Annotated in this window: 17 protein-coding genes; 5 read left to right on the top strand and 12 right to left on the bottom strand. The window is 64.4% G+C overall.

Annotation, left to right across the window (positions count from 1 at the left end):
- Positions 1 to 44 precede the first annotated feature (44 nt).
- Together VJ162_RS16665 and VJ162_RS16660 are read left to right on the top strand one after the other, a co-directional pair.
- On the top strand, positions 45 to 179 hold the full coding sequence (locus VJ162_RS16665; protein ID WP_324665856.1) for a hypothetical protein: 135 nt from the start codon (positions 45 to 47) through the stop codon (positions 177 to 179).
- 209 nt (positions 180 to 388) lie between these two features.
- Positions 389 to 1,087 carry a PP2C family protein-serine/threonine phosphatase gene (locus VJ162_RS16660; RefSeq protein ID WP_324665855.1) on the top strand — a complete coding sequence of 233 codons (699 nt, stop codon included), beginning with the start codon at positions 389 to 391 and terminating at the stop codon, positions 1,085 to 1,087.
- A 146-nt stretch (positions 1,088 to 1,233) separates the two neighbouring features.
- Here the strand turns inward: VJ162_RS16660 and VJ162_RS16655 are convergent, their stop codons facing one another.
- From VJ162_RS16655 to VJ162_RS16620, 8 genes are all read right to left on the bottom strand, one after another.
- Positions 1,234 to 1,395, bottom strand: coding sequence for a hypothetical protein (locus VJ162_RS16655; protein ID WP_324665854.1), 162 nt, complete (start codon positions 1,393 to 1,395; stop codon positions 1,234 to 1,236).
- Between the two features lie 63 nt (positions 1,396 to 1,458).
- The gene (locus VJ162_RS16650) at positions 1,459 to 4,431 is read right to left on the bottom strand and encodes a hypothetical protein (protein WP_324665853.1); all 2,973 of its coding nucleotides are present in this window, start codon (positions 4,429 to 4,431) and stop codon (positions 1,459 to 1,461) included.
- A gap of 309 nt (positions 4,432 to 4,740) precedes the next feature.
- Positions 4,741 to 5,340, bottom strand: a complete 600-nt coding sequence (locus tag VJ162_RS16645; RefSeq protein WP_324665852.1) for a metal-dependent hydrolase — start codon at positions 5,338 to 5,340, stop codon at positions 4,741 to 4,743.
- 100 nt (positions 5,341 to 5,440) lie between these two features.
- Positions 5,441 to 6,703 (bottom strand): hypothetical protein, encoded by a 1,263-nt coding sequence (locus VJ162_RS16640; RefSeq protein ID WP_324665851.1) that lies wholly within the window; start codon positions 6,701 to 6,703, stop codon positions 5,441 to 5,443.
- Positions 6,704 to 6,715: 12 nt separating this feature from the next.
- On the bottom strand, positions 6,716 to 7,090 hold the full coding sequence (locus VJ162_RS16635) for a transcription factor S (protein WP_324665849.1): 375 nt from the start codon (positions 7,088 to 7,090) through the stop codon (positions 6,716 to 6,718).
- Positions 7,091 to 7,349: 259 nt separating this feature from the next.
- Complete coding sequence (locus tag VJ162_RS16630; RefSeq protein WP_324665848.1) at positions 7,350 to 9,173, bottom strand: hypothetical protein; 1,824 nt, start codon at positions 9,171 to 9,173, stop codon at positions 7,350 to 7,352.
- A 33-nt stretch (positions 9,174 to 9,206) separates the two neighbouring features.
- Complete coding sequence (locus VJ162_RS16625; protein ID WP_324665847.1) at positions 9,207 to 9,692, bottom strand: hypothetical protein; 486 nt, start codon at positions 9,690 to 9,692, stop codon at positions 9,207 to 9,209.
- A 14-nt stretch (positions 9,693 to 9,706) separates the two neighbouring features.
- A complete protein-coding gene (locus VJ162_RS16620) occupies positions 9,707 to 10,795 on the bottom strand; it encodes a hypothetical protein (protein ID WP_324665846.1) in 1,089 nt (362 codons plus the stop codon).
- A gap of 345 nt (positions 10,796 to 11,140) precedes the next feature.
- On the opposite strand from VJ162_RS16620, the gene VJ162_RS16615 reads away from it, so the two are divergent.
- Complete coding sequence (locus tag VJ162_RS16615; protein WP_324665845.1) at positions 11,141 to 14,692, top strand: hypothetical protein; 3,552 nt, start codon at positions 11,141 to 11,143, stop codon at positions 14,690 to 14,692.
- A gap of 202 nt (positions 14,693 to 14,894) precedes the next feature.
- Here the strand turns inward: VJ162_RS16615 and VJ162_RS16610 are convergent, their stop codons facing one another.
- A complete protein-coding gene (locus VJ162_RS16610; protein ID WP_324665844.1) occupies positions 14,895 to 16,121 on the bottom strand; it encodes an NAD(P)/FAD-dependent oxidoreductase in 1,227 nt (408 codons plus the stop codon).
- 109 nt (positions 16,122 to 16,230) lie between these two features.
- Entirely contained in the window at positions 16,231 to 16,542 is a 312-nt protein-coding gene (locus tag VJ162_RS16605; RefSeq protein ID WP_324665843.1) for a helix-hairpin-helix domain-containing protein, read from the bottom strand.
- Between the two features lie 517 nt (positions 16,543 to 17,059).
- Here VJ162_RS16605 and VJ162_RS16600 point away from each other — a divergent pair.
- The gene (locus tag VJ162_RS16600; protein WP_324665842.1) at positions 17,060 to 17,545 is read left to right on the top strand and encodes a metallophosphoesterase family protein; all 486 of its coding nucleotides are present in this window, start codon (positions 17,060 to 17,062) and stop codon (positions 17,543 to 17,545) included.
- Between the two features lie 555 nt (positions 17,546 to 18,100).
- Here VJ162_RS16600 and VJ162_RS16595 read toward each other — a convergent pair.
- Positions 18,101 to 19,630 carry a hypothetical protein gene (locus tag VJ162_RS16595; RefSeq protein ID WP_324665841.1) on the bottom strand — a complete coding sequence of 510 codons (1,530 nt, stop codon included), beginning with the start codon at positions 19,628 to 19,630 and terminating at the stop codon, positions 18,101 to 18,103.
- Positions 19,631 to 19,848: 218 nt separating this feature from the next.
- Positions 19,849 to 20,328 (bottom strand): archaellum operon transcriptional activator EarA family protein, encoded by a 480-nt coding sequence (locus VJ162_RS16590; RefSeq protein ID WP_324665840.1) that lies wholly within the window; start codon positions 20,326 to 20,328, stop codon positions 19,849 to 19,851.
- A 704-nt stretch (positions 20,329 to 21,032) separates the two neighbouring features.
- Here VJ162_RS16590 and VJ162_RS16585 point away from each other — a divergent pair.
- The gene (locus tag VJ162_RS16585; RefSeq protein WP_324665838.1) at positions 21,033 to 21,563 is read left to right on the top strand and encodes a hypothetical protein; all 531 of its coding nucleotides are present in this window, start codon (positions 21,033 to 21,035) and stop codon (positions 21,561 to 21,563) included.
- Positions 21,564 to 21,567: the final 4 nt, after the last annotated feature.

Below are 21,567 nucleotides of genomic sequence, written 5' to 3'. Positions count from 1 at the left end.
CGCCTGCAGGTGCTTGATAATCGGGGAGGGCGTATCCAAGTGACGTGACACAGCGCAGAGTCGAGACTGTCGCGCTCCTGACTGGTTCCATCATGGGCCGCCAGGCAGTCGATGACTTCCAGGACTACGTCCACGAGCAATTCGGGGTGTGGCTACCTTTCGATACTACTTGCGCCTGATTGTACCTAAAGCTGGGACCGCTTTTTTCGACTTGATTCATCGAACGCCGCGGTTGAGGAGCGCATCACCACTCACCCATGTCGATCCAGGGGTGAGAGGCGTCGACACTGGGAACTCCAACGGTGGACCTTCAGCTACATTTGAAACTGGCTTGAAGTGACTGTCCAACCAACTCCGATCTGGACGACGGAGAGCCCGACAACAGAACATGGCACGATACACGGAGTCAATTCAAGGAAGACAGCGGGAGCGGAACGAGGACCATGCTTACAGCTTCAAGCTCGACGACCTCTACGGGTTGGTGGTCGCGGACGGGCTCGGTGGACACGCCGCCGGCGACGTCGCCAGCGAACTCGCCGCGAGGACATTCGGCGATTCTATCCGACGGTTGCACTCCGGAGCGCTGGACGCGGAAGCTGTCAGGCTGAGTTTCGAGGACGCCGACGAGGCCCTTCACCGGGAGATGGCAACGGACGCGGACACAGATGGGATGGGGTCGACGCTGGTGACGGCGACGACCGCCGGCAGTCGTGCCCTCGTGGGAAACGTGGGTGATAGCCGGGCGTATCTAGTCAGGGACGGAGGTATCGAGCAGGTCTCCACGGACCATACTGAGACGAGCTATTACGGAATGGCAGGGCACAGACGGTCTTCGACGTATCTGACGAACGTGGTCGGGGGCTGGGAGCAGGGTGTTCAGGTCGACATCTCTGAGGTCGAACTGGCTGCCGACGACGTCTTGTTGCTTTGTACAGACGGACTGACCGACGAACTCGACGATAGCAGGATCAGTCATATAGTTTCGAGGGCAGACTCGGTCAGTGAGGCCGGACGGAATCTGGTCGACTACGCGAACCGGAACGGCGGACGCGACAACATCACCGTCGCGCTCTATTCACCTTCTTAGGAGCACGAGTGTAGCTCCGGTACTACCGCTCGTTTCAGCCACTCACTGAGCGCGATACTCGTTCTCTCGTTGCCGACGGGTACACACAATTCGGTCGCTCACCCTCTCGAAAAAACGGGGCCGGAAATCAGCGACTACTGTTCGACTCAGGGGTACGGATCGTTCAGCGGGCCGTGGACCCGTTCGATTTGGGACCGCTCCCACTTCGTCAGGGTGGGATCCGCCCGAGCGTCGACATATTCCATGTCCCCCCAGGACATGATCGGTTCTTTCAGCGAGCCGTCGAAGTCGCGGTGGGAGTTTGACATCGCTACATACGGACAAAGGCCGGGAACCAGTGTAGTCCTGATCACAACACCACTTGAAACAGCCTACTTGAATGGGGGAGTCCGTGTCGTCCCGAGCGGAGACAGGGCGTCGACGACTGCCAGTCTCGTCTCTGGCTCGAGCCTCTCCCGGGTGGCAAGCGCTGTCACGAGGGGCTCGCGGAGGTCGGTTCGTGGACCGTCGGAGTCCCTCGCTGCGTTCGCGAACGCCCGCAGGAGGTCCCTGCGCATCGGATCGCGGAGTCGGAGCACCCGTTCCAGCGGGCTAGACTCCGGGTCGTCATCGAAATCGAGTGCGTCCATCAACTCCTGGGGCGTGACTGCTTCGGTTCGTGTGAGTGCCGCAGTCGAGCGGCAGCGCCAGTCCAGCTCGAAGACGGATGTGTCCTGCTCTCCAGGCCCGATCCGGTCCAGAGCCGCGGTCACGGACCCCGAGACGACGGCCTCGCCGAGAGCCCAGGCAGCAGCCCGCCGGTCACGACCGGAGGCCTCTGTCACAGCTGTGACGAGCAACTCGGGAGCGTCCACTTCCTGGCACTGAGACACGGCGAGTGCCGCGCCGAGCGAGCGTGCGAGATGTTGACGGGCCCCTACTGGAGCCCCGGTGACGCGGTCCCGTAGCGCCGCCACTCTCGCCGGAGTACCGACCGCTGTCGCGGCCACAACCTCCCCTAGCGCACGCGACGCCAGCAGGCGGTTGCGTCCGCTCGTGGCGCGGACGCGGTCGACAAGCGACTGCGGCGGCTCGGCGGCCACGTCGGGCGACGCGGCGACGGTCTCGCCAAGCACAGACGCCCACGTCGGTCGCCCCTCGGCAGTAGACCGGACTCTGTCGACGAGGGCACCGATGGGGTAGGCGGTGGTGTCTGTCGCCGCTGCGAGGGCGACCCCGAGGGCTCGTGCCGTGTCGACCGTGTGCCATCCGTCGCTACGGCGTACTTCCCGGTGTAGCGATGCGAAGCCGTCAGTGGGCGGGTCTGCCACCGCGGCGGCAAATTCACCGGCCGTTCGAGCGTCCAGTTCCGGATTCCGACCCGTGTAACGAGGGCGATCCAGAAACCATCGAACACCGTCGACGGCGCCCACTGTCTCGACGGTCCGCTCTAGGGAGTCCAGAGAGAGTCTCCGCACCGCGTCGGCGACGGAGAGCCGCGACAGGAGTTCGCCCAGGTCGTCCGGCGTCTCGGTGCCCGTGACGACTGCGTGTCCGAGCGTCCGGGCCGCCCGGTCCCGGTCACCACCGTCGGCCTTCCGGACTCGGTCCACGAGGGGGGCCAGTGGTTCGGACACAGTTCCGGGGACTATCGCGACCCACTGGCCGAGGTGTCGGACTCTCTCACCGAATTCACCCGCAGGTGCGTCCGTCGCCCAGTCGCTGAGGACGCTCGCCGGCCGGCCGTCGTGGTCAGCACCGACTGCGAAGCCGAGCGCGGTTACGGCTCCGCGTCGCTGCCGATTCCCACCATCGGACGGTAGTTCGTCGCTCACCCGTACGTCGCCGACACTCTCCGCCGGCGCTGCCAGTGCGAGTTCGCCGAACGCCCTCGCCGCCTGCTCCCTATACTCGCCCGTCCACGCACGGCTGTCTCTCAGGCAGTCCCGGTCGTCCATCTCGACGGCAGTGACAGCCACTCCCAGCGCGAACGCGGCCGCTTCGCGTTCGTCCCCCTCTTGTTCGGCGACTGCGGCCATCAGCGGGGCGGGGATTCCGGCGAACCGTGACGGACTGTGTGCCGCCAGTTCGCCAAGCGCGATGGCGCCACTCGATTCGACGTCGGCGTCGCCCTCGAGAACGCGTCTGCAGAGTTCAGCACGGGGGGTAGTGTCGCCGCCACTCAGGGCTATCCACTCGCCGACAGCGGCGAGCGAGGTCTCGCGTGCTTTCGAATCAGCGGCGACTGCGGCCGCGAGCTCTGTTGGCACCGCGGCGAACGCGTCGGGATGGGCGACACACAGTTCACCGAGGATCGCCGCTTCCCGCGTTCGCCGGTCGCCGGTCGCCGCCCGGACCCGGCGTCGCTGGCGTTCCCCGACTGCGTCGTCGCCGGTGAGAGCGCAAGCGAGCACTTCACCGGCCGCGACCGCTGCCCGCGACCCGTCGCGACTGGTGGTGTTCCGGATCCGGCGACGGAGGTCTTCTGCGAGCGGTGACCGTCCCGCGGGGAGGAGCGCCCCGAGTTCACCGAGCTGTCGGGCTGCGTCCAGCCGGCGTTGTCCCTCCGAGTCACAGACCCGCTCGACGAGTTCGGCGACTGCTGCCGTCGATATCACTGGCCTCCCGGTCTCGGGGTCCGTCGATCGGATGGCCCGGGCGAGGCGCACTGTTTCCGAATCGTCGACCGCCGACAGCGACTCGGTCCACTCTGTGACCTCGTTCGTCCGCCAGAAGGCCTCCGGCGACCGAGTCGCCAGCACGAACAGCAACCGGGCTGCCTCCAGCACTGCCCACTGGCTGTCGAGGCGCCTGGCTACGGCGCTGGCCGAGGCCGCGACAGCGGTGACCGGGACTGTCTCGGCGACCGCAGCCGGGCGGACCTGGCAGAGCCTCGATAGCGCGAGTAGGCTCGCTCTCCCGGACTCGTGGTCCTCGCAGCCGGTCAACGTGGCGGTGAGCGTGTCGATCAGCGAGGAGAGCGCGTGGTCGGACCGACCGTAGCTACGGACGAGGGCCGGTCTCGCGGCGTCGGCAAGCGCGTTCAGGGCCGCCCGCTGGACAGCTGTGGAAACACCATTGAAGAACAGCGCTCCGACCGCGGACCCATCCCCTCGACGGAGTTCGGTCTCGGCGACGTCTGCGAGGAGCGGCACGAGCCGCTGCCCCCCATCCGGGCGGTCGGCGACTATGTCGCGGGCGGCTCGACAGGCCCGCCGCCGCTTGACGAGCGCGGCCAGCTCCCCGTCTGTACGGTCGGTCTCGTGGATACGACTCGCGATGCTCTCTGGAGTGGGACGCGCGCTGTCACTGTGTGGGTCGTGTCCGTCTTCGGAGGGCGGGAGCAACTGCGCTGATGGGATCATCCTGTGCTCACGTGCGATTCACCCTGTCGTTCGAGACCGAGAAACAAGTAGTCGGCCCCATCGAACGACAACGTCAGGACCCGTCGAGCAGCCGGGTGCCGATCTTCTTCGGGAGTCCGACCGCTTCCACTCGGTTGATGACGTGGTACTCGAGGATGGGGGTTCCCGCACTCGACGCGGTGGTCGACGTACTTGGGACCATCGAGGGCGTCCCCAACTTCGAAACCGGGGACTTCGCCACGCTGTTCGACGAGATCGGCGACGGGTGAGCCACACCGATGACCGAGTAGCGACGGGGCCTTCACGGGGCTAGCGAACGCACAGATACGTCTCTCGTTCGGTCAGGAGCCCGTCTAGGTGGAGATGGCTGACGACTCCGGTCACGAAGGCAAACGCGATGCTCGTCCCTCCGAGGAGTGGAATCGGGAACCCCAGCGCCAGCAAGGGCGCCACCACCACACCCGCGAGGATAGCGCTGACGAGGCCTACAACCGGGAGACGATGAGTCGGTCCACGATGAGGCGGACGAAGTGCGGGAACGAGCGGTTGTGAGGCGGTCCAGGTGGCGACGACAACCGTCGTCCAGCACACGCCTGTAAAAAACGGGAGTTGTGGACCCTCAGCCACGGCTACCACTGGTCGCAGCTCGACCCAGCCCGCGTACCCGAGGGCCGCGACGGCGGCCGTCAGCCCCACCGGGACAGCGGTCCGGACGACGCGGTAGGCCTTCGAGGCGTGGTGATCGACATCGGGAAACACCGCACCGAGCAGCGTAGCCGGGAGCGCCGCCCCAGCATATGCGACCATCGAGTGGGGGTATCCTCCCACGGCGACGACGGCGAGTGCGAGACAGACGAACGCGCCGTGTGACAGGGCGCCGACGCGGAGGTGAGATTCACAGGATGGCACTCACTGTCCTCCGGTGTGGTCGGTAGCGTGGTCGCTCACCTGTCGCCGACGTGGGTAGGCCACCAAACGGTCGACTACCACGGTCTACTCGCGTACACATCTATCGGGTTGCGTCCCCATCGTCGTGGGCTCGTACGGCCGCCTGGAGTTGCTCGTAGTCGCTCCGCACCCCGTTCAGGAGTGTCGATTGTAGACAACTGTCGGCGTCACAGTCGCCGATAGCGATTCGACAGAGCGGACACGACGGTGCGCCCGGTTCGGACGACGACTCCTCCCGATAGGCGAACAGCGACGCCAGCACGTTGTCGGTGGCCAGCCCGCGAGCGAACCGTCGCCGGTACGGAGCCGTCGAGTCGTCGGTGACCCACGGGTTCGTGAGGGAGTTCAACTGGCTCTCGCCGACCGGATAGACGGCGGTTCCGACGCTCCCCTCGGTGAACGCCTTCGTGAGCAACCATGCCGTGCCAGTCGGATAGCCGGTGAGTCGGTCCGCAGTCGGGAGCGAGCGCTCCGTTTCGGTGGCGGTTCTGGGCGCCGCCAGTAGCGGCGGCGACCCGACCAGTTCGTCGGTGACCCCTACGGCGCGCTGGTCGGTCGCCTCGGCGATGCGCCGTGTCAGAGCTTCGGTCCCGTCGCTTGTCGAGTCCGTATCGACTCGGTCGGCGGCGTCGGCGAACGCGCGGGCCCGGTCGACGATGTCTACCTCGAAGGCACCATGGTCCGCCTGTAGCAAGTCCTCCCGTGGGAGGTCGGGTGCCAGTGCGAGTCGGGCAACGACAGCGGCGACCGTTCGCGAGTGGGTCTGTGCCGTCCCGTCGAGTACGCCCGCCAGACCCCCGCTCGGGTGCTTGCCATCGACAGCCTGCCGCAGGTCATCACAGGCAGCCCTGACCGCTTCGGCCTCCAGAGACCGGTTCTCGGCCGCGTACTCCGTCGCGTAGCTATCCACGAACGCGGTGTCCTTCAGGACCGGTTGTACCCACCACTCGACGGCAGTTCGAAGCGCCGGCTGGAACGGCGTCAGGAGCGTCCGAGTCCGCTGTCTGGCGGCGACGAGTCGTCGCGCGGTGGCTGGGGCGTCGCTCGTGCCGGTCGCGAACGAGTGGAGGGCGGCTTCGGCGCAGGCGTCGAGCCGGCGCAGCGTGTCTGCGATCGGCGTTTCGGACAGTCGTCCGGCGGCCACCGCCGGGAATTGAAGGACACCCAGCCGATCACCCAGCACGTCTGCCGTGGTCGTCGGCACCGAGAGCAGGGAGAGGCTCGGGTCGTAGATCGGGTCTGGCCCGGCGGCAGTGCCACTCGGGATGGCGATACCGCCCAGAGTCGTTACCTGTTCCACGGTCTCAGTAGTGTCGTCGGGCATAACGGGTCGGACTCAGTCATCCGCACGCCACTTGTGGTCACAGCTCGTGCAGGTGAAGAACCGCGTGCCCGACTCGTCGGCGGCACGGAGCTGTTCGAGCTGCCAGTACGCCTCGTTGTGACCGCACTCTGGGCAGTGTTCCTCCGTGGTCGGCCGTGGGTCGAACTCCATCTCGGACCCAACGACTGAAATCTCTCGCTCCCGTTGGTCCTCGGTGACGACGAAAGCACCGTCGCTGTCCGGGGTCGTGGCGGTCGTGGCGTCACACGCTCGGCAGGTCCAGAGACCCGGCCGCTCGGGATACTGGAGGCTGCCACATTCGTCGCAGAACAGTCGGTTGATCTCGGTACCACGCGAAGGCGTTTCTGGGGGGACTTTCACTCCCATACCTGCCCCGAGGCGTCGAACCCTGCCAAGTGTGATTGGAGGTGGGATTAATACGGGGGATGAAAGGCACGCGAGGAGGCGTGACTCGACCCGCCCCAGTCGACGACGCCTCGCGTGCCATGGAGTTCGCCAATCGTCTGCCAGGGCGTACCGATACCGTCACATGCAGTTCGCGTATCCGACTCCGGCACAACCTCGCGTGCGACGATGCCGGCTCGGAGTGGGCCGGTGTTCGCTAGACGGCAGTCGGGATCGGGACTCACTCCGAGTCCGACGGCGCCCCGACGAGCGCCGGGAGATGCGCGAGGAGTCGCTCGATATCTTCGCGTCGCGCGCAGTCGCCGTCACCGCCACAGCGAGACGTATAGATGGCACAGAGCGGACACTGGACGTCGTCGACCGGCAGCTGATCGGGCCCGAGACCGTGTTTGTCCGCGAGTTCGCGCAGCGCGGGTCGTCGGGTCGCGTCCAGTCGGTCCCGAATCTTCCGATCCATGGTCAGTTCCCCGCCCGTCGACGGCCCCGGGGACCGGTGGCTCCGCCGCTCGTTGTCGGCCGTCACCTCGGTGTAGCCGCCGTCGTCGTCGACGGACGCGTCGGCCACGTCCTCGATAGGGAGCGCCTCGAGCTCGTCGTCGAGGGCGGCGAGCGTCTCGTATCGGTCCGCCAGCCGCTCTCGAACGAGGTCCCAGTAGCCGGCCCGAGCGAACTGCCGCATCCCATGCCAGAAGTGGACGTGCCGCCACAGAGCGGGGAAGGACTCGACATGGTCGGGGACGTGCCGGTACTCCGAGAGCGAGAACGACTCCGTCTCGACGTACCAGTTGAGCTCGTGTTTCGTCTCCGTCTCGGTGAGGTCGTAAACCACGCCGGCGAAAGAGCCGTGCTGTTCGAAAGACGCCATCAGTATCTTCGGGAGGGGCGGCCCCTCCTGGGTCATGATGTCTTCGTCGTAGCTGACCGGCGTCGTCTGTCTGGGCACGTCGAACATCACCGTCGAACAGTCCCGCATCGTCGTGACACTGGTCGGGTCGACACCGTGCGCTCGCCTGACGAGTTCGTTCTGGAGCGCCTGGCGGTCCATCTCGCCGACGGCGATCGAGTCATCGGCGTCGAGTTCCGCCAGCGCATCCAGCACGTTCACGAAGACCCGGGCGACCCAGTTACGGGAGGCCTCGCCGTAGTCGAACTCGAACTCCTTGGCCTCGATATCTTCGAGACAGGGGACGATGTGGTCGCGGTACTGCGCCCGCGTCATGTCGTAGGTCGTGCCATCGATCAACGCTTCGACGTCCAGCGGGTCACTGTCGACCTCAGGCACCGACAGCGACTCGAAGCTCGGATACTGCGTCGTGCCCAGTGGTGCGATTGGGACCGGGACATCGAGCGTCGCTCGGGCGACCGCTTCGGCGACTGCTCGGCCTTCGGAGTCGCGACTGCCGGAAGCGCCCCCCTCCTTGTCCGTGTCGTCTGACCAGTCACGCTGTGCGATGCGGCTGAGCGCATGGAAGTAGACGGGATTGACATACGAGTCCACGTCCGCACTCGGTCGGGTCGCACCGCTGGCCACATCCACCTCTTCCTGGATGGTCCGCCGGAACTCCTCGGAGAAGCGTTCTGCGGCCTCCTCACCGACCTGTTCGGCGACGGAATCGCGGAACGCCGCCTCGATCGCGGTGTCGGCGCTGAGGACGCTCAGAATCTGGAACTTATCGACGGCCTCGACGAACGGCGTCATCGGTTCCAAGAGGGCGGCGATAGTGCGCTCGCAGTCACGCATCACGGCCTCGTGCTCGGCTGGCAGCGCTCCGTCTTCGCCGGCCGCGTCGATACCTCGTTCCACCGCTCTGTCGGCCGTTAGGGTCAGCTGCCCGAGCGTGTGGATGACGCCGACGTCCCAGTCACCGTGGAGGGACTCCTCGGGGAGGACGTGGGCTGCCGCCTTTGTCATCGCCACCTCGTCGTCGGCCGGGACCTTCATCCGGAGCGTGTTCGTCGCGAGGTTGACCGTCGCCCGCTCTTGGCCGCGCGCACTGTTGCGGTTCTGGAACCCGTCGTAGAACGTGTATATTTTGTCGCTCATCGTATTCTTACCCGAGAGAGTGGACTCGCCGGCTCATTGCTCCTCATCCAGGCGGTACTCGACCCACTCGACCAGTTCCAGCAGGTCGTCGAACTCCCAGGCCTCCTCGTCGTCCTCGATGAGTGCGGTCCACTCCTCGACATCCCGTTCGAGATACTCGGGTGGGCTCATGTCCTCCTTCGCGACGGTCATATCGGTACTACCGCTCGAGTCGCTGGCGGAGACCGCACCGGTCGTGTCCAGACCGAGGCTCCGTTCGATGGTGTCCATCAGCGCCGATCGAACGTCTTCGTGTCGCTCAGCCCCGCCCAGTTCGCCGAGTGGGAACTCGTCGAGTGCCCCCTCGACCGCGAAAATAGCGTCGTCGAGTTCGCCGCCGGTCTTCGGAACGCTGTCGGCGACGGCCGGGTCGCCAGCCACGTAGTCGACGATCGACTGGGCCATCTCGGGATCGAACCCGTACCCGTCGGTCAGTTGGTGCTTCCACGCGTACCGCGTCTCTGGTTTGATGACGTACATGATTCTATCGAGGGTTACAGACTACTCAGTGCTAGTTCGAACTGCACTTGATTCGCGTCTTCGTCGGGCGTGACCGAGATATCGGCTCGTGTCACCCGGAACCAGTTCCACTCCGCGTCCGACAGCGGGTCCTCGCTGGGGTCGATCTCTTCGCCCTCGACGAGGACTTCGAGCGAGTCGGAGTCGAACCCCCGGTCCTCTGCCTGCACCTCGACGGCACCCGGCTCGTACCATCGGACGATGTTTTCGATGCTGTCAGTCTCGTCGGGTCTGTAGAAGGCGTCCGCCATGAGCGTGACGAGGGTCTCCCGGACCGCTGATCGGATACGCTCGGCCGTCGGGACCTTGATGTCGAGCCCGTCTCCGTCGTCCAGCTGATCCGGCGACTCGAAGCGGAGCTCGTCGGCGGTCAGCGCTCCGACGATCGAAAGGCCGTCGTCGGTCACCTCGAACTCCTCAAACTCCACGCGGGGGGATTCTGCATCCGCGAGGAACGTCGCGATGCGTCCGTACAGCAGCACTTCGAGGCCGAAACGGGGGATGCCGTCGCCGTAAGCGGCGTCCTCGTCGGTCTCCCCGAGTCGGGCGAGTCGACCCTGCTCGTCGGCTTGGCCGACGTACGACTTCATTTCGGCCGCCGCAGCCGTGGCTGCCTCGGCGATCGCCGCCAGTGTCTTCTCTTCGTCGCGGTAGATAGAGGGATCCCACTCCTCCGGTGCCGGCGGGTCGAACAGCGCACGCTCCTCGCGACCCTGCTGTATCAGCGGTAGGTCGGCCTCAACGAGGTCGTGGCGGAGCTCCGGGTTCACCTTCAGGACGTTCGGTCGCCGACCCTCGTGTGGGAGGTGACCGACGAGACCGAGCCGCTCGATCTTCTGGAACGATTCGTTGGCGGCGTGGTTCCCGTACGTGTCGAGATCCCGCGTCGCCGGTGGGTAGTCGTGCCCGATGTGGTCGCGTTCGACGACGCCGACGAGTTCCTGCTTGGTCGTGACCGGGAAGTCGTGTTGCAGAATCGCGTTGACGAGCGGCTTCTGTTTCTGGGTACTCAACCGCTGGGCGATGGTCAGCCACGCCCGACGGTGCCCACTCTCGTCTTTCATAGGTATCTCCTCCGAACCTGATGACTTAACCGTGTTCCTGGGGCGAACATTCGGGCTGACAGACGACTTCCGCCCCTGTCTCTCTCCTCTCAACTGGTGTTGAAACGGGGTATATAAACTGCCGACGGGGCCGTTCCCATCGACCCGGCTGCTTGGAGCTGGGGACTTCAATCTTGTTTCGACTACCCCTGGGAGCGGGGTTTTCCGGCCCGACTGTGTGGTTTTATTCAAGTTGACGACAAATGACTGACGACGTGACGATGAGACGGCAGTTACTGGCTAGCCTACAGGAGACGGGGTCACCAGTGCCGCTAGAAAGGGACGGCAGCACGCGGGGCAAGGTCCATGACTGACCTGACGGACGGAGAGATTGGACCGCGCGAACTCGCCCGACGGCTTGAGACGCGCCTCTCTGCGGAGGAAGGGCTCGCCCGGGACACCGAAATCAGGGACCTCGTCGAACGAGCGACCGACCTCTGTGTGGACGATCCGGATTCGGTGGTCGACTCCGGCCTGCTCGGGGTTCTCGAGCGGGCCTGGCACACCAAACGCCGGGAGTCGACCGATCTAGTCCGGTCGATGTTCGGCATGGACCGGCTCTCGGCTACCGTCCAGTCCGACGCCGTTCGGGCGCTCGAAGTGGTCCTCTGTGCCCGGCCGGAGGCCGTCTCCACGCTCTCGCACGCCACCAGACGTGCTGTCTTCCGGGGCGACCGTGGGGACGCGGGTGAGGCCGTCGCGGGCCTCGCGGCTGCGACACTTTGGGCGGCCGAGCGTCCCGCCTCCTCAACGGCCGGTACGGTGTCGCCGGCCCCGGCCGACCTGACGCGCTTCGGCGACGGGTCGGTCACGGCGCACCAGCTTGAGTGTGCCGTCACGCTGTCTACATCTGTCTCGGCCGTCGGTTCGGGGGAGGTACGCACGGTCGAGCCGAGAGCCGACCCGCACCACGCCGTGTGGCACCTCGTCGCCGGGGACCGGGAGCAGGTCGGGGACGTCACGGGTCCCGACATCGATCTGGTCCGCCTGGGGTCTATCGCGTGCGATGCCGTCGAAGCGCCGCAGCGACCGCTCCCTGAGCGTCTCCACACCCTCCGTGGACTGGCCGCGCTCTGTCACTGTGACGCTCCGCCTCCACTGCGGGTGCGGGCGCTGGATACTCTCCAGTCCGCACGGCAGTCCGACACCAGAGCGCTCGCGGAACACGCAGCGCGGCTCCACCGGACCGCGGTGGCGGGGATGGCAGAGACGAGTGCGGACGACGACCAACCCAGGTTACCGGCACTGGAGACGGAACTGCACGCCACCGTTCCCGAGTCGCGCGAGTGCGCCGTTCGGGTGCTGAGCGTCCTGACCGTGCACGCCGAGTCAGAGTACGGGACCGCCGCCGAAACGATCCTCCGAGGGGCTCTCACCGACGGGCGGTGGCAGGTCCGGACCGCCGTCGCCGACGCCCTCGCGGAGCAGCTGGACGACTTCGACGAGGCCGGCCGAGCGGCACTCGCGGACCTGCTCGTGACGGCCGTCGACGTCCCCGACTGGCGGGTCCGCAACCGGATCATCGACTCGCTGAGTGGTGTCGCCGCGACGCTCTCGCCGGAGCAGCGCCGGACACTCCGCGATCACGCCCGTCGGTTCGTTCACGACCCCGAGGAGGTCCTCGCGGACGGACCCGGTGACCAGTCGGTCTGGCGGCCGGACGCGGTCCAGCGCCGAGGGCTCTGGCGGCTCGCGGACCTCCTCGCCCACGCGAGCGCGACGACCGTCGACGAGTCGTCGCTCGAGACGTTGGTCGAGCTCGCCCGGGGCGAGGGAATCCATCGTCGGGTCCAGGAGCAGGCCACCGAGGCACTCACCGAAATCGCCAAGACGGCCCGGCCGTCCGGTGTCCGCGAGTCGATGCTCGCCGTCCTCGAAGACGCCCTCACCTCGCCGGACGGGTCGACGCCGGAGTGGGCACGCCCCCTCCTCGTCTGGGCGGCCAGGTACGGGTCCACGGAGCTGTGGGACCGCGCTAGGACCCTCGTCCGTGAGGGCCCACGAGGTGGTGAGCCGCTGACCGACATCGCGGATGCGATCTTGTGGCACGCGGCACGCACGGAGGTGGACACCCTGAGGTTCGAACACCCGCCACCTCCGACGCGGTTCGAGGAGCGGGCCACGTCTGATTCGCCGACCCTCGCGGCCTTCCGAACCAGGACCGAGTCGGCACTCCGCTCGTGGGTCGCGAACGGATTCCAACCGTCCCCGAAGGCCGTGGCCGGTTTCGTCGCGGCCGACCCCAGCAGGGTCGAGGCGCTCCTTGATGTGACCAGTCGATCTGATCTGCCGTGGCTCCTGGACTGTCTCGACGAACTCCTCAATGTGGGCGTCTCGTTACCCCCCGAACAGGTCGACGGAATCGTCGCGACGGCGATCACCGTGGAGTCACCGCGCGTCGGTATCAGAGGGATGGAGTTCGTCGCAGCGCGCCCCGACCGGTTCGGGACGGACCTCTGGGACGACGTCCTCTCGGTGCTGCTCCCGCTCGTCGAACGGGCCACAGGCCCCGGCCGTGGCCTCCACGACACGGGCTCGATAGCGGATCCACAGCGCATCGTCGACCCGTTCGGGACCGTCTACGCCGAGTGTGCGCGCCGCCTCGACGCCGACCGGTTCGAGGCGAGCGTACAGACGCTCTGTGACCTCTACGGGACCCGGTCCCGGGTCGGGCGTCGGTGTATCGTCGGCATCCTCGCCGCCGTCCCCGACGGAACGGGTCCAGGTGTCGAGGACCGACTCGCGACGCTGTTCGCGGACGCGGTGAGCGACGAGACCGGGTGGGCCCGCCTCCGGGCGATGGCGTGGCTGACTGCCCATCCCACCCATCTCGGCGGCGACGTGACGGACGACGTCCTCGCCGCACTCTCGGAATCGCTCGACGGACAGGCGCCCGAGGGCGACCGGCGACAGTTGCTCCTCGATTCGATGACGGCCCTGCTCGACGGTCCTGTCGAGGACGAGGTCACGGAGCGTGTTGCGGAGCTGTTGTACTCCCTCGTGAGCGAGTGGGACGGACGGGGGCTGCGGGCACGGACCACGAACGAGTTCGAGACGGAACCCGCGATCGCTATCATCGAGCGCCCCGATGTCTTCGAGATCGACCAGATAGAGCTCGCGATGGAGATCATCCGGACCCGTGCACGGAACAACAGGAACCCCGGGGGCTTCGGCACGGCCGATATCGGCCGCGTCGTCGCCGGGCTCTGCGAACTCCTCGTGGCTGGGACACGGAGGGAGACCCAGTCAGAGGGAGTCTCCACGCTGGAGACCGCGCTTGACGAGCTGTACTGGCTCGACGAGGACCATGCCGAGGCCATCGTGCTGGAACTCCACCACCTGTGGAACGCGAGTGATGGCGGGTCCACGACCGTCGACGGGATTCTCTCGGCGCTGGCCCACACGACCGAGATGTACGTCGCTCCGTCCGCTGGACCACTCGCTGTGGCGGTGGCTACGGCGGATACCGTCTCGACAACGGCGGAAGACACCATCGTCGACCTCCTCACCAGAGTCGCGGAGCCGCTGTCCGGCGAGCGCGAGGCGGGGTTCGTCGACCGTCTTGCGACCGACGGGCTCGCACTGCCCGACCCCGTTCGTCAAGAGCTGGTCGAGCGGATCGTCGCCGGCCTCGCGCCGGCCGACTGCGACCGCCCGGAGACAGCCCTCCCCCTGCCGCCGACGCTCGCGCGAGAGGTCGTCGTCGCCCACCTCGAGGACGACCCCTCGCTGTTCACACAGCAGGTAGCCAACATCCGCGCCCTCGTCGAGGGCGACGACCTGTCACCGCCGAGGCGGCTCGAGCTCCTCGATCTGATCTCGGTCCTCCCGAAGCTGCCGCCCCGGTCCGACGACTGAAGCGGTCACGCTGGCGATCCGCGACGACGCCGAATTGTGTCGTCGGAACCCGGGGGCCGGGGCGAGGACAAAACCCGATTCTAGCCACCGTCGAGGCGACACTCTCGCCGGTCCCGACCGACTGAACGGGTATGGAGACGACTGTCCACAAAGCGTGTTCCGACCAGCACCGACTCCTCGGCATGGGCCGGCGGTACTGCTCTCAGAACAGCGCTGCCGTCCTGGTCCGGTCGGAGTCGTCCGCGAATCGCGTCCGACTGTACGCCGCGGGGTCGAGGATATCCGTCTCGCCCTCGACTACGAGGTCGGTCACTAGCTGTCCGGCCGCGGGGGCAAGCATGAATCCGTACCCGGAGAACCCGGCGGCCGTGAACAGTCCGGGTCGCGACCGTTCGATGATCGGGTTTCCGTCTGGCGTGACCGCGGCCCGTCCCTCGCGTGACTCCACCACACGGGTCCCAGGACCGAAGTACGACGCGCAGTCGGCCGCCCGCTCGATAGCCTCCCATTGCCACTCGATGGGCGCAGCCGTGTCGGTAGCAGGGTCGAGGGTGATGCGAGCGTCGGTACCGTCCCCGTCCGACCCGGGGAGGTCGAACCGACCGCCGACGAGCATCCGTTCCCCGTCGGTCCGCCGGAAGTATACCCCGGAGTCGAAGTCGACGACCAACGGGATGTCCTCTCGGGGCAGGTGTACCGGTTCGACGACAGCGGCCCGTCGGGCTCTCGGTTCGATCGGGAGGTCGACACCGGCGCTCTCCGAGAGGTACGGTGCCCACGCGCCGGCCGCGTTGACGACGGCGTCGGTCGCGGTGACGCCGCTCTCGGTGACGACGCCCGTGACAGCACCGTCCGCGGTCTGTCGGAGGTCGACGACTTCCGTCTCGGTTCGTAGGTCCACGCCGGCGTCCTCCGCCGCTCGCTCGAAGGCCAGCATCGCACGCTGGGGGTCGACGTAGCCGCCAGTGGGGCTGTAGGTCTCCACGGTGAACGGTTCGGGGTCGAACCCTGGGCAGTGGTCGGCGACGGCGGTGTGGTCCTCGACTGTGGTCTCGAGCCCGAGTGAATGCTGCGTCAGGACCGTGTCGCAAACGACCTCTACCTGGTCATCGTTCCGGAGCCCAACGAGAGAACCGGTCTGTGTGTATCCGACATCCGTCCCGAACACTTCGTCGGAGTGCTTCCACACGGACCCGCTCGCGAGCATCATCCGGATGTCAGCTTCCCGGTCGTACCGTGCGTGGATGTCACCGACTGCCAGCGGCCCGCTTCCGTAGCCAATGGACCCCTGCTCGTAGACGGTCACCGTCACGCCTCGTTCGGCTAGGTAGTACGCCGCCGCCAGTCCAACGATGCCGGCACCGACGACGCCGACGGTCCCCGGATCGCTGTCGGTCTGCTGCTCGTCCGCGATATCGTTCGGTGACATACACCAGCCGACGGCCCGACCGACTGAGGATGTCGCCTCGATGTGTGTTGAGGTGGGAGTAATAAGTGCACCTGCGACAACGGCGTCGTCGGTGTCGCGTGGACAGTGCTCACGCTGACGTATTGCTGGAGTCGGAATCGTCGCCGGCGTCCCGGTCGTTCAGATGACTGACGATGGCGTCGGCCAGGGCCGCGTTGATGCCGTCTATGTCCCGGTAGGCCGCCGGGCTCGCCGCCCGGAGATCCGCTTCGTTCTCGAACCCCGCGTCTCTGAGAGCCCGGATGACCTCGTCGGTGACGCCGGCCACCCCGTTGAGGGCAGCCTCGATGGCAGTTTCCTCCGTAACGAACATGTCGGGTGTTCCGCCATCAGACATCGCCTCAAGCCGGTCGTGGAGGTCCTCGGGCAGGGCGACGGACATTTCACGACACCTCTGACTGAACGCTGCGCTGCAGTCGTCGCAGTACTTGGCCCCACCCTGTCCCGGTCGACACCGGATGTTCCCAGAGGTGGACCCACACGCGTGGCACGAGGAGATCAGCTCCTCCATACGGGCTGGTACCTGCGTCGGGACAACGTATCCCGTTTCACCTGCGGTTGAATCGGTGTATTTGTGTGGTGCCCCCGGTAGACCGTTCGTCGTTCGGGCCACCCGTTGTTCTACGACACGCTGGGCTTCCGGTCGGTCTCGAAACACTCACTGGCGGTTGGATAGTCCCCTGAAACCGACACCGGTCGATCGTATGCTGGGGCTTCATATGTGTTAAATTAATCCGAACTATAGACAGATACAGGTGTTGTGCCGGCGACAACTCGAACGCAGTCGGCCAGACTGTATTGGAGGCCACGAAATGAGTCGTTACGTTATCTCGGACCACCACTTCGGCCATTCTCGGATCATCGGATACACCGACCGACCGTTCAGCTCTGTCGGAGATATGAACCAAACACTGCTGAACCGTCACTACGAGACCGTCGGTGAGTCAGATACGGTCGTCCATCTCGGCGATGTGGCGATGGACATGCGAGACGGGCAAGAGACGATTGAGTACTTCGAACGGTTAGGTGCCGACCTCCTGCTACGTGGGAATCACGACACTGGTTTGGACGCCGACGCGGCGCCGTTTCCGGTGCTCCGAGCCTGTACGCTTGAACATGAGGGCCGGGAGTTCTACTGTACCCACCGGCCACAGGACGTGCCAGACGACTGGAAGGGATGGGTCATACATGGGCACGAGCACAACAACAACCCCGACGAGTTCCCGTTTGTCGCATACGACGCCAAGCGAATCAACGTCAGTTGTGAGTTACTGAACTACCGTCCCATCGCACTGCAGACGCTCTCGGGGATTCTGGATGCCTGCCCGGTCGGCTCCCGTATCCGTGATGTGGACACCGCGCGAACCGAACTTGGTGACGAGTGATCAAGTCGAAGAAGGAGTAGTGCGCTCTTGGCCAGTCTGCCCGAGAAGTGATGTTCGAGCGGTCGTCTCTGGGACTCGACCACTTCGTTTACGATTGACCACGCTGAAAACCTGGGTCACCAGAGCGATTCTTGGTCACCTGTCTGTGGCCACGCTGTGGCCCGCTCATCCGGATTCGACGCTGCAAACTGCTTCTCGGTCCCTGCGTTCTCGGGTAAGTCTGAATGGGGTGTGCAGGGCTGGTCTGTGGGTCTACGTGGATCGGCGTGATCGGAGGTGGCCCCGTCCGTCCTACTGCCGTGCTCGCTGAGGTCTGCCCGAAGACGGTCGATGCGAACGATTGCGACCGCAGACAGGCACATGGACAGGAGTGCCAGCACCGATACGAGAGCCGTGAATACGCGGAGTGGCGGACGGACGATTTGTGGGGTAGCGGGTATTCCCACCCATGCAGCAGTGAGTATCGTGAGGAACGTCAGAATCGTGCTTACAAGGAGGACAGTCACCGGGACTCCGTCGTATAGCGAGTCGGAGAGCCACTGTTGGAGAGACATCTTACCTCACGGTCAGGTCGTGTTCGTTCGCGAGGTACTCTCTTTCGTCCGGGGAGAGGTGCTGTGCGTACGGCGCCACCGGGTCCGCGACGGACGGATAAGTCCAGACAGCGATCTCCGGGGCTTCCCCACCGGGGAAGGACTCGTCGGTGAACCCCTCGATGGTAGCCACCGTGACGTCGTGTGGGGCGATATCGAACTCGCCGGCGACGGTCCGTCGGACACCGTGTTCGGATGCCTGTGCGAGATCCCCACGTTTGTTGAACGTGAACACGGTCACACGCTGGACCGACAGTGTGCTGAACGCAGCACCACTAGTCCAAGCTGAGTACCCAGCTGCGCCGTTGAGCGCGGTGTCGAAATCGACATCACTGGATTTCGCAGATTCGTACAGCGTCACGATATCGTCTCGCTCGGAGAGGAAGCACCGCCCTGGCGCGAAGATACCGTAATCGAACAGGCCCTTGAAGTCCATGGCATCGGCTCGTGACCACCCGGCTCGGACTGATATCTCCGGCGGACGCAGGAGGCCGAGATACAGCGGGAGGAGTGACTTGCGCAAGGAATCGTTTGCTCGGCGCAGTTTTGTCGCTTCACGCATTGGCCGATTCTTTTGAAAATACTGTCGGAACTCGCCCCAGTCCAAGGCACGTCTGATGGGACTGATGATCCGTTTGAGCTCTTCGTAACTGAGCGGCTCCGCGAGAGCGTGAGACTGGAGATTCAAGAGGCCATTGGAGACTAACACAGCCGAATTCAGAGTGCCGCTATCGACGTGCGTCGCGAGGTGGTCCAGACCTGGGATGACGTTCTCGACGAATGCCGTCCGCGGTGCCCCTGGCTCGTCGGGCAATCGGTGTCGCGGCCGGTCACCGTTACGGAACGCCGGTGCGACTGCGACAGCGATCACTGGGCCGCGCCCGTCGTCAGCCGCATCTAGATACCGTCCCTGTTGAATGTCCGCGCAGAGTTGTCGAACGGATCCGTTGCCCGTTCCGCCGAGGAGTGCCAGATGAACCAGAGTCCCGCCAATCCGGCCAGTGGCGTCGGTCGAATGTTGTTTGACGAGCCACTGGTCCAGCCAGTCGTTGCTATCGAACCATCGCTGGACGCGGTCGGGATTGCCGCCACTGCCCTCAAATGGAGCAACAGTGTTCTCGAGGAGATGGTCCGCGAACTGCCGGGAACTGACAGCAGCAGTCAACTCCTCGCTCACGAACTGATCTGTATCGAGAATCCCGATTCGGACAGGGCGCCCATCACTTGTCGTTAGTGTGCGGTCACCTACGTCCCGTTCCTGGAGGTCGAGCAGCCCACAGCGGTACAACGTATCCAGAGTAACCAACGCTGTCCGGGAGCCCCCCTCACCTAACCCTGTGACGACGACCTGGCCGTTAGTCTGCGGGCAAGTTGTGTCTCCGTCGAATACATCTCTCTGGGACGAAGCCAAATCGTCTGACGACATTTGGGGCTCCGACCCGGTGTGGTCGTCAATCGGTGTCTCCACGCCGCGCTCGTCTCCGGTAGCCATCTGTACTGAAGAAATCGGCCCATGATAATATAATAGTTATGTTGGCTCATTATGACTCAAAACAAAGTCCACATCTGCTGCGACCGGTGCAGACTGGGATAGTAGGTCGTGTAACGGTGTCAGAAGCGTCGGTGACTGCACGATTCACACGTTTACCACGGTCTCCACGCGGTATCTACATCAAGCGGTGGTGGGTCGCGACTGTACGGTCGGAGCGGCTATCTTTTGCGCTGTTTGATCGATTCAGCAGCCTGGATGACTTCGTCCGGTGTGTAGGGAATGACAGCGAGAAAGTCGCGGACTTCGTTCAGTAGTTCCGGATCAACGTCCTCTTCGGACACCTCGGTAGCCCCAGATTCTGCTTGCCCCAGTGACTGCTGTTCTGCCTCGGCCTCGTCGGTCGTCGGATTTGACTCCCACTCCTCCTGTAACTCCTCGGCAACCATCGTCCCCTTGTCGGTGAGCGTGTAGAGAGTCGCCCGGCTGTTGCCCTCGATCTTCTCGATCATCCCCTCCTCGAGCAGCTTGTCGAGGTTCATATAGAAGTTCCCGCTGGAAGTGTTCATTCTGGGCTCTATGCTCTCGAGTAGTTTCGATGGCCGGATGCGTTCATTGCGATTATACAGTGCTCGGAGGACCTCCTCCCGTACATCAGAACTCTTTACGATCAGGATCGCGTCCTGAATGTCGCCATCCATACTTAGGCTGGCTCACGGTGACTTAATAGTCGTTTCGATGAGTCAAGATAAACTAAACGTCAAGACTGTTCTGTACGCCGCTCTAACGAAACTTTAGGGAGTCTCTGACCTGTATTCTACTATCGTCCATTGAGAATAGGCTGAGTTCGAAGGAACTCATTATTGCTCAGAATTGGTGCCAAGCGCTGAGGGAGTGTCTCGATTTAGCCATACTTGCCGAAGGCCGATTGGTCTGAGGGAGGGAGCCGCGTGCGAACGAATGGCGCTAACTCTACCCGCTACAAGTAAGTCGGAACATTTGATAAAAATGGGAACGCCCTATCTAAACCAGACAATATTCGAAGAGCAGACAAGGTTGGTAGCGGCGGTATGTTTCGACTTTATCAGCTGAAGGCCACCCCAACTATTACTAAGGCTGACTCAATAAAGATAAGTGTAGACTCATGGATAGTGATAGACCGCCTGAGGACAATCGTAGCGATTCGAACGACAGTGGTCTTCCGGACCATCTACAGCATGGACTGAGCACCCTTCTCTCTCAACGATATGCAGTAAGGTCGTACCTTCAAGAGCGAGAGCGTGAGTTCGTGGCAGGGCGGCACGGGACGGTGCACAATGAACTGCGTCAGTGGTGTGAAAATGAACCAGCCCTATTCTCTGTCGTCGCTCTCAGTCTACAAGGCTCTGAACAGTTCGCAGAGGACGTGCATTCGGAGTTCGGTGGCGAGGCTCTCGAGCTACTAGCAGAGATCCAGAGAGAGTTTGCCGGTCTACGGGCCCCTCTCTCCAAAGTCAGGAGCGAAGAGATGTACGGGCTGTACAACGATCCGATTATACCGAAACTACGTGACATCGCGTCAGGGGATTCTGATGGCGTCCCCGTTATGACAGTAGAACTGAGTTCCGGAGGCGAGACGCTCACCGACTGTCAGATACGTCCCTCGTCCGCGCTTCAATGTGGCGCCTTACTGCTCCAGCGGGCCGCCTACGTGATGTCTGAGCGGAGCTGTGATAGAGAGGACCTCCACGATGGTGAACGAGCCGCGCAGGACCAGATGATACATGAACTCGGTAGCATCGTCGAAGAACTGCCGGAACCTGATGAGCCAGTACAGGCATCCGGCGAAGACACTGAGCAGACACATATAGCGTCTGACTCCCTACCGGAGAGGTCGTCTGTTTATGCTGATCGCCTTTCTGAGGACGAGGAAGAGGCAACGTCCTACATCCAGTGACTAG

Origin of the sequence: Haloarcula sediminis (assembly GCF_035656455.1) — an archaeon.
Taxonomy (GTDB): Archaea; Halobacteriota; Halobacteria; order Halobacteriales; family Haloarculaceae; genus Haloarcula; species Haloarcula sediminis.
The sequence above is the reverse complement of the archived record's forward strand: the minus strand, read 5'-3'. Positions and strand labels throughout refer to the sequence as shown.

Excerpts from the sequence above, each read along its gene's own strand:
- VJ162_RS16660 (WP_324665855.1), top strand. The coding sequence starts at position 389 with ATGGCACGATACACGGAGTCAATTCAAGGAAGACAGCGGGAGCGGAAC.
- VJ162_RS16655 (WP_324665854.1), bottom strand. The coding sequence starts at position 1,395 with ATGTCAAACTCCCACCGCGACTTCGACGGCTCGCTGAAAGAACCGATC.
- VJ162_RS16650 (WP_324665853.1), bottom strand. The coding sequence starts at position 4,431 with ATGATCCCATCAGCGCAGTTGCTCCCGCCCTCCGAAGACGGACACGAC.
- VJ162_RS16640 (WP_324665851.1), bottom strand. The coding sequence starts at position 6,703 with ATGCCCGACGACACTACTGAGACCGTGGAACAGGTAACGACTCTGGGC.
- VJ162_RS16635 (WP_324665849.1), bottom strand. The coding sequence starts at position 7,090 with ATGGGAGTGAAAGTCCCCCCAGAAACGCCTTCGCGTGGTACCGAGATC.
- VJ162_RS16630 (WP_324665848.1), bottom strand. The coding sequence starts at position 9,173 with ATGAGCGACAAAATATACACGTTCTACGACGGGTTCCAGAACCGCAAC.
- VJ162_RS16625 (WP_324665847.1), bottom strand. The coding sequence starts at position 9,692 with ATGTACGTCATCAAACCAGAGACGCGGTACGCGTGGAAGCACCAACTG.
- VJ162_RS16620 (WP_324665846.1), bottom strand. The coding sequence starts at position 10,795 with ATGAAAGACGAGAGTGGGCACCGTCGGGCGTGGCTGACCATCGCCCAG.
- VJ162_RS16615 (WP_324665845.1), top strand. The coding sequence starts at position 11,141 with ATGACTGACCTGACGGACGGAGAGATTGGACCGCGCGAACTCGCCCGA.
- VJ162_RS16610 (WP_324665844.1), bottom strand. The coding sequence starts at position 16,121 with ATGTCACCGAACGATATCGCGGACGAGCAGCAGACCGACAGCGATCCG.
- VJ162_RS16605 (WP_324665843.1), bottom strand. The coding sequence starts at position 16,542 with ATGTCCGTCGCCCTGCCCGAGGACCTCCACGACCGGCTTGAGGCGATG.
- VJ162_RS16600 (WP_324665842.1), top strand. The coding sequence starts at position 17,060 with ATGAACCAAACACTGCTGAACCGTCACTACGAGACCGTCGGTGAGTCA.
- VJ162_RS16595 (WP_324665841.1), bottom strand. The coding sequence starts at position 19,630 with ATGGCTACCGGAGACGAGCGCGGCGTGGAGACACCGATTGACGACCAC.
- VJ162_RS16590 (WP_324665840.1), bottom strand. The coding sequence starts at position 20,328 with ATGGATGGCGACATTCAGGACGCGATCCTGATCGTAAAGAGTTCTGAT.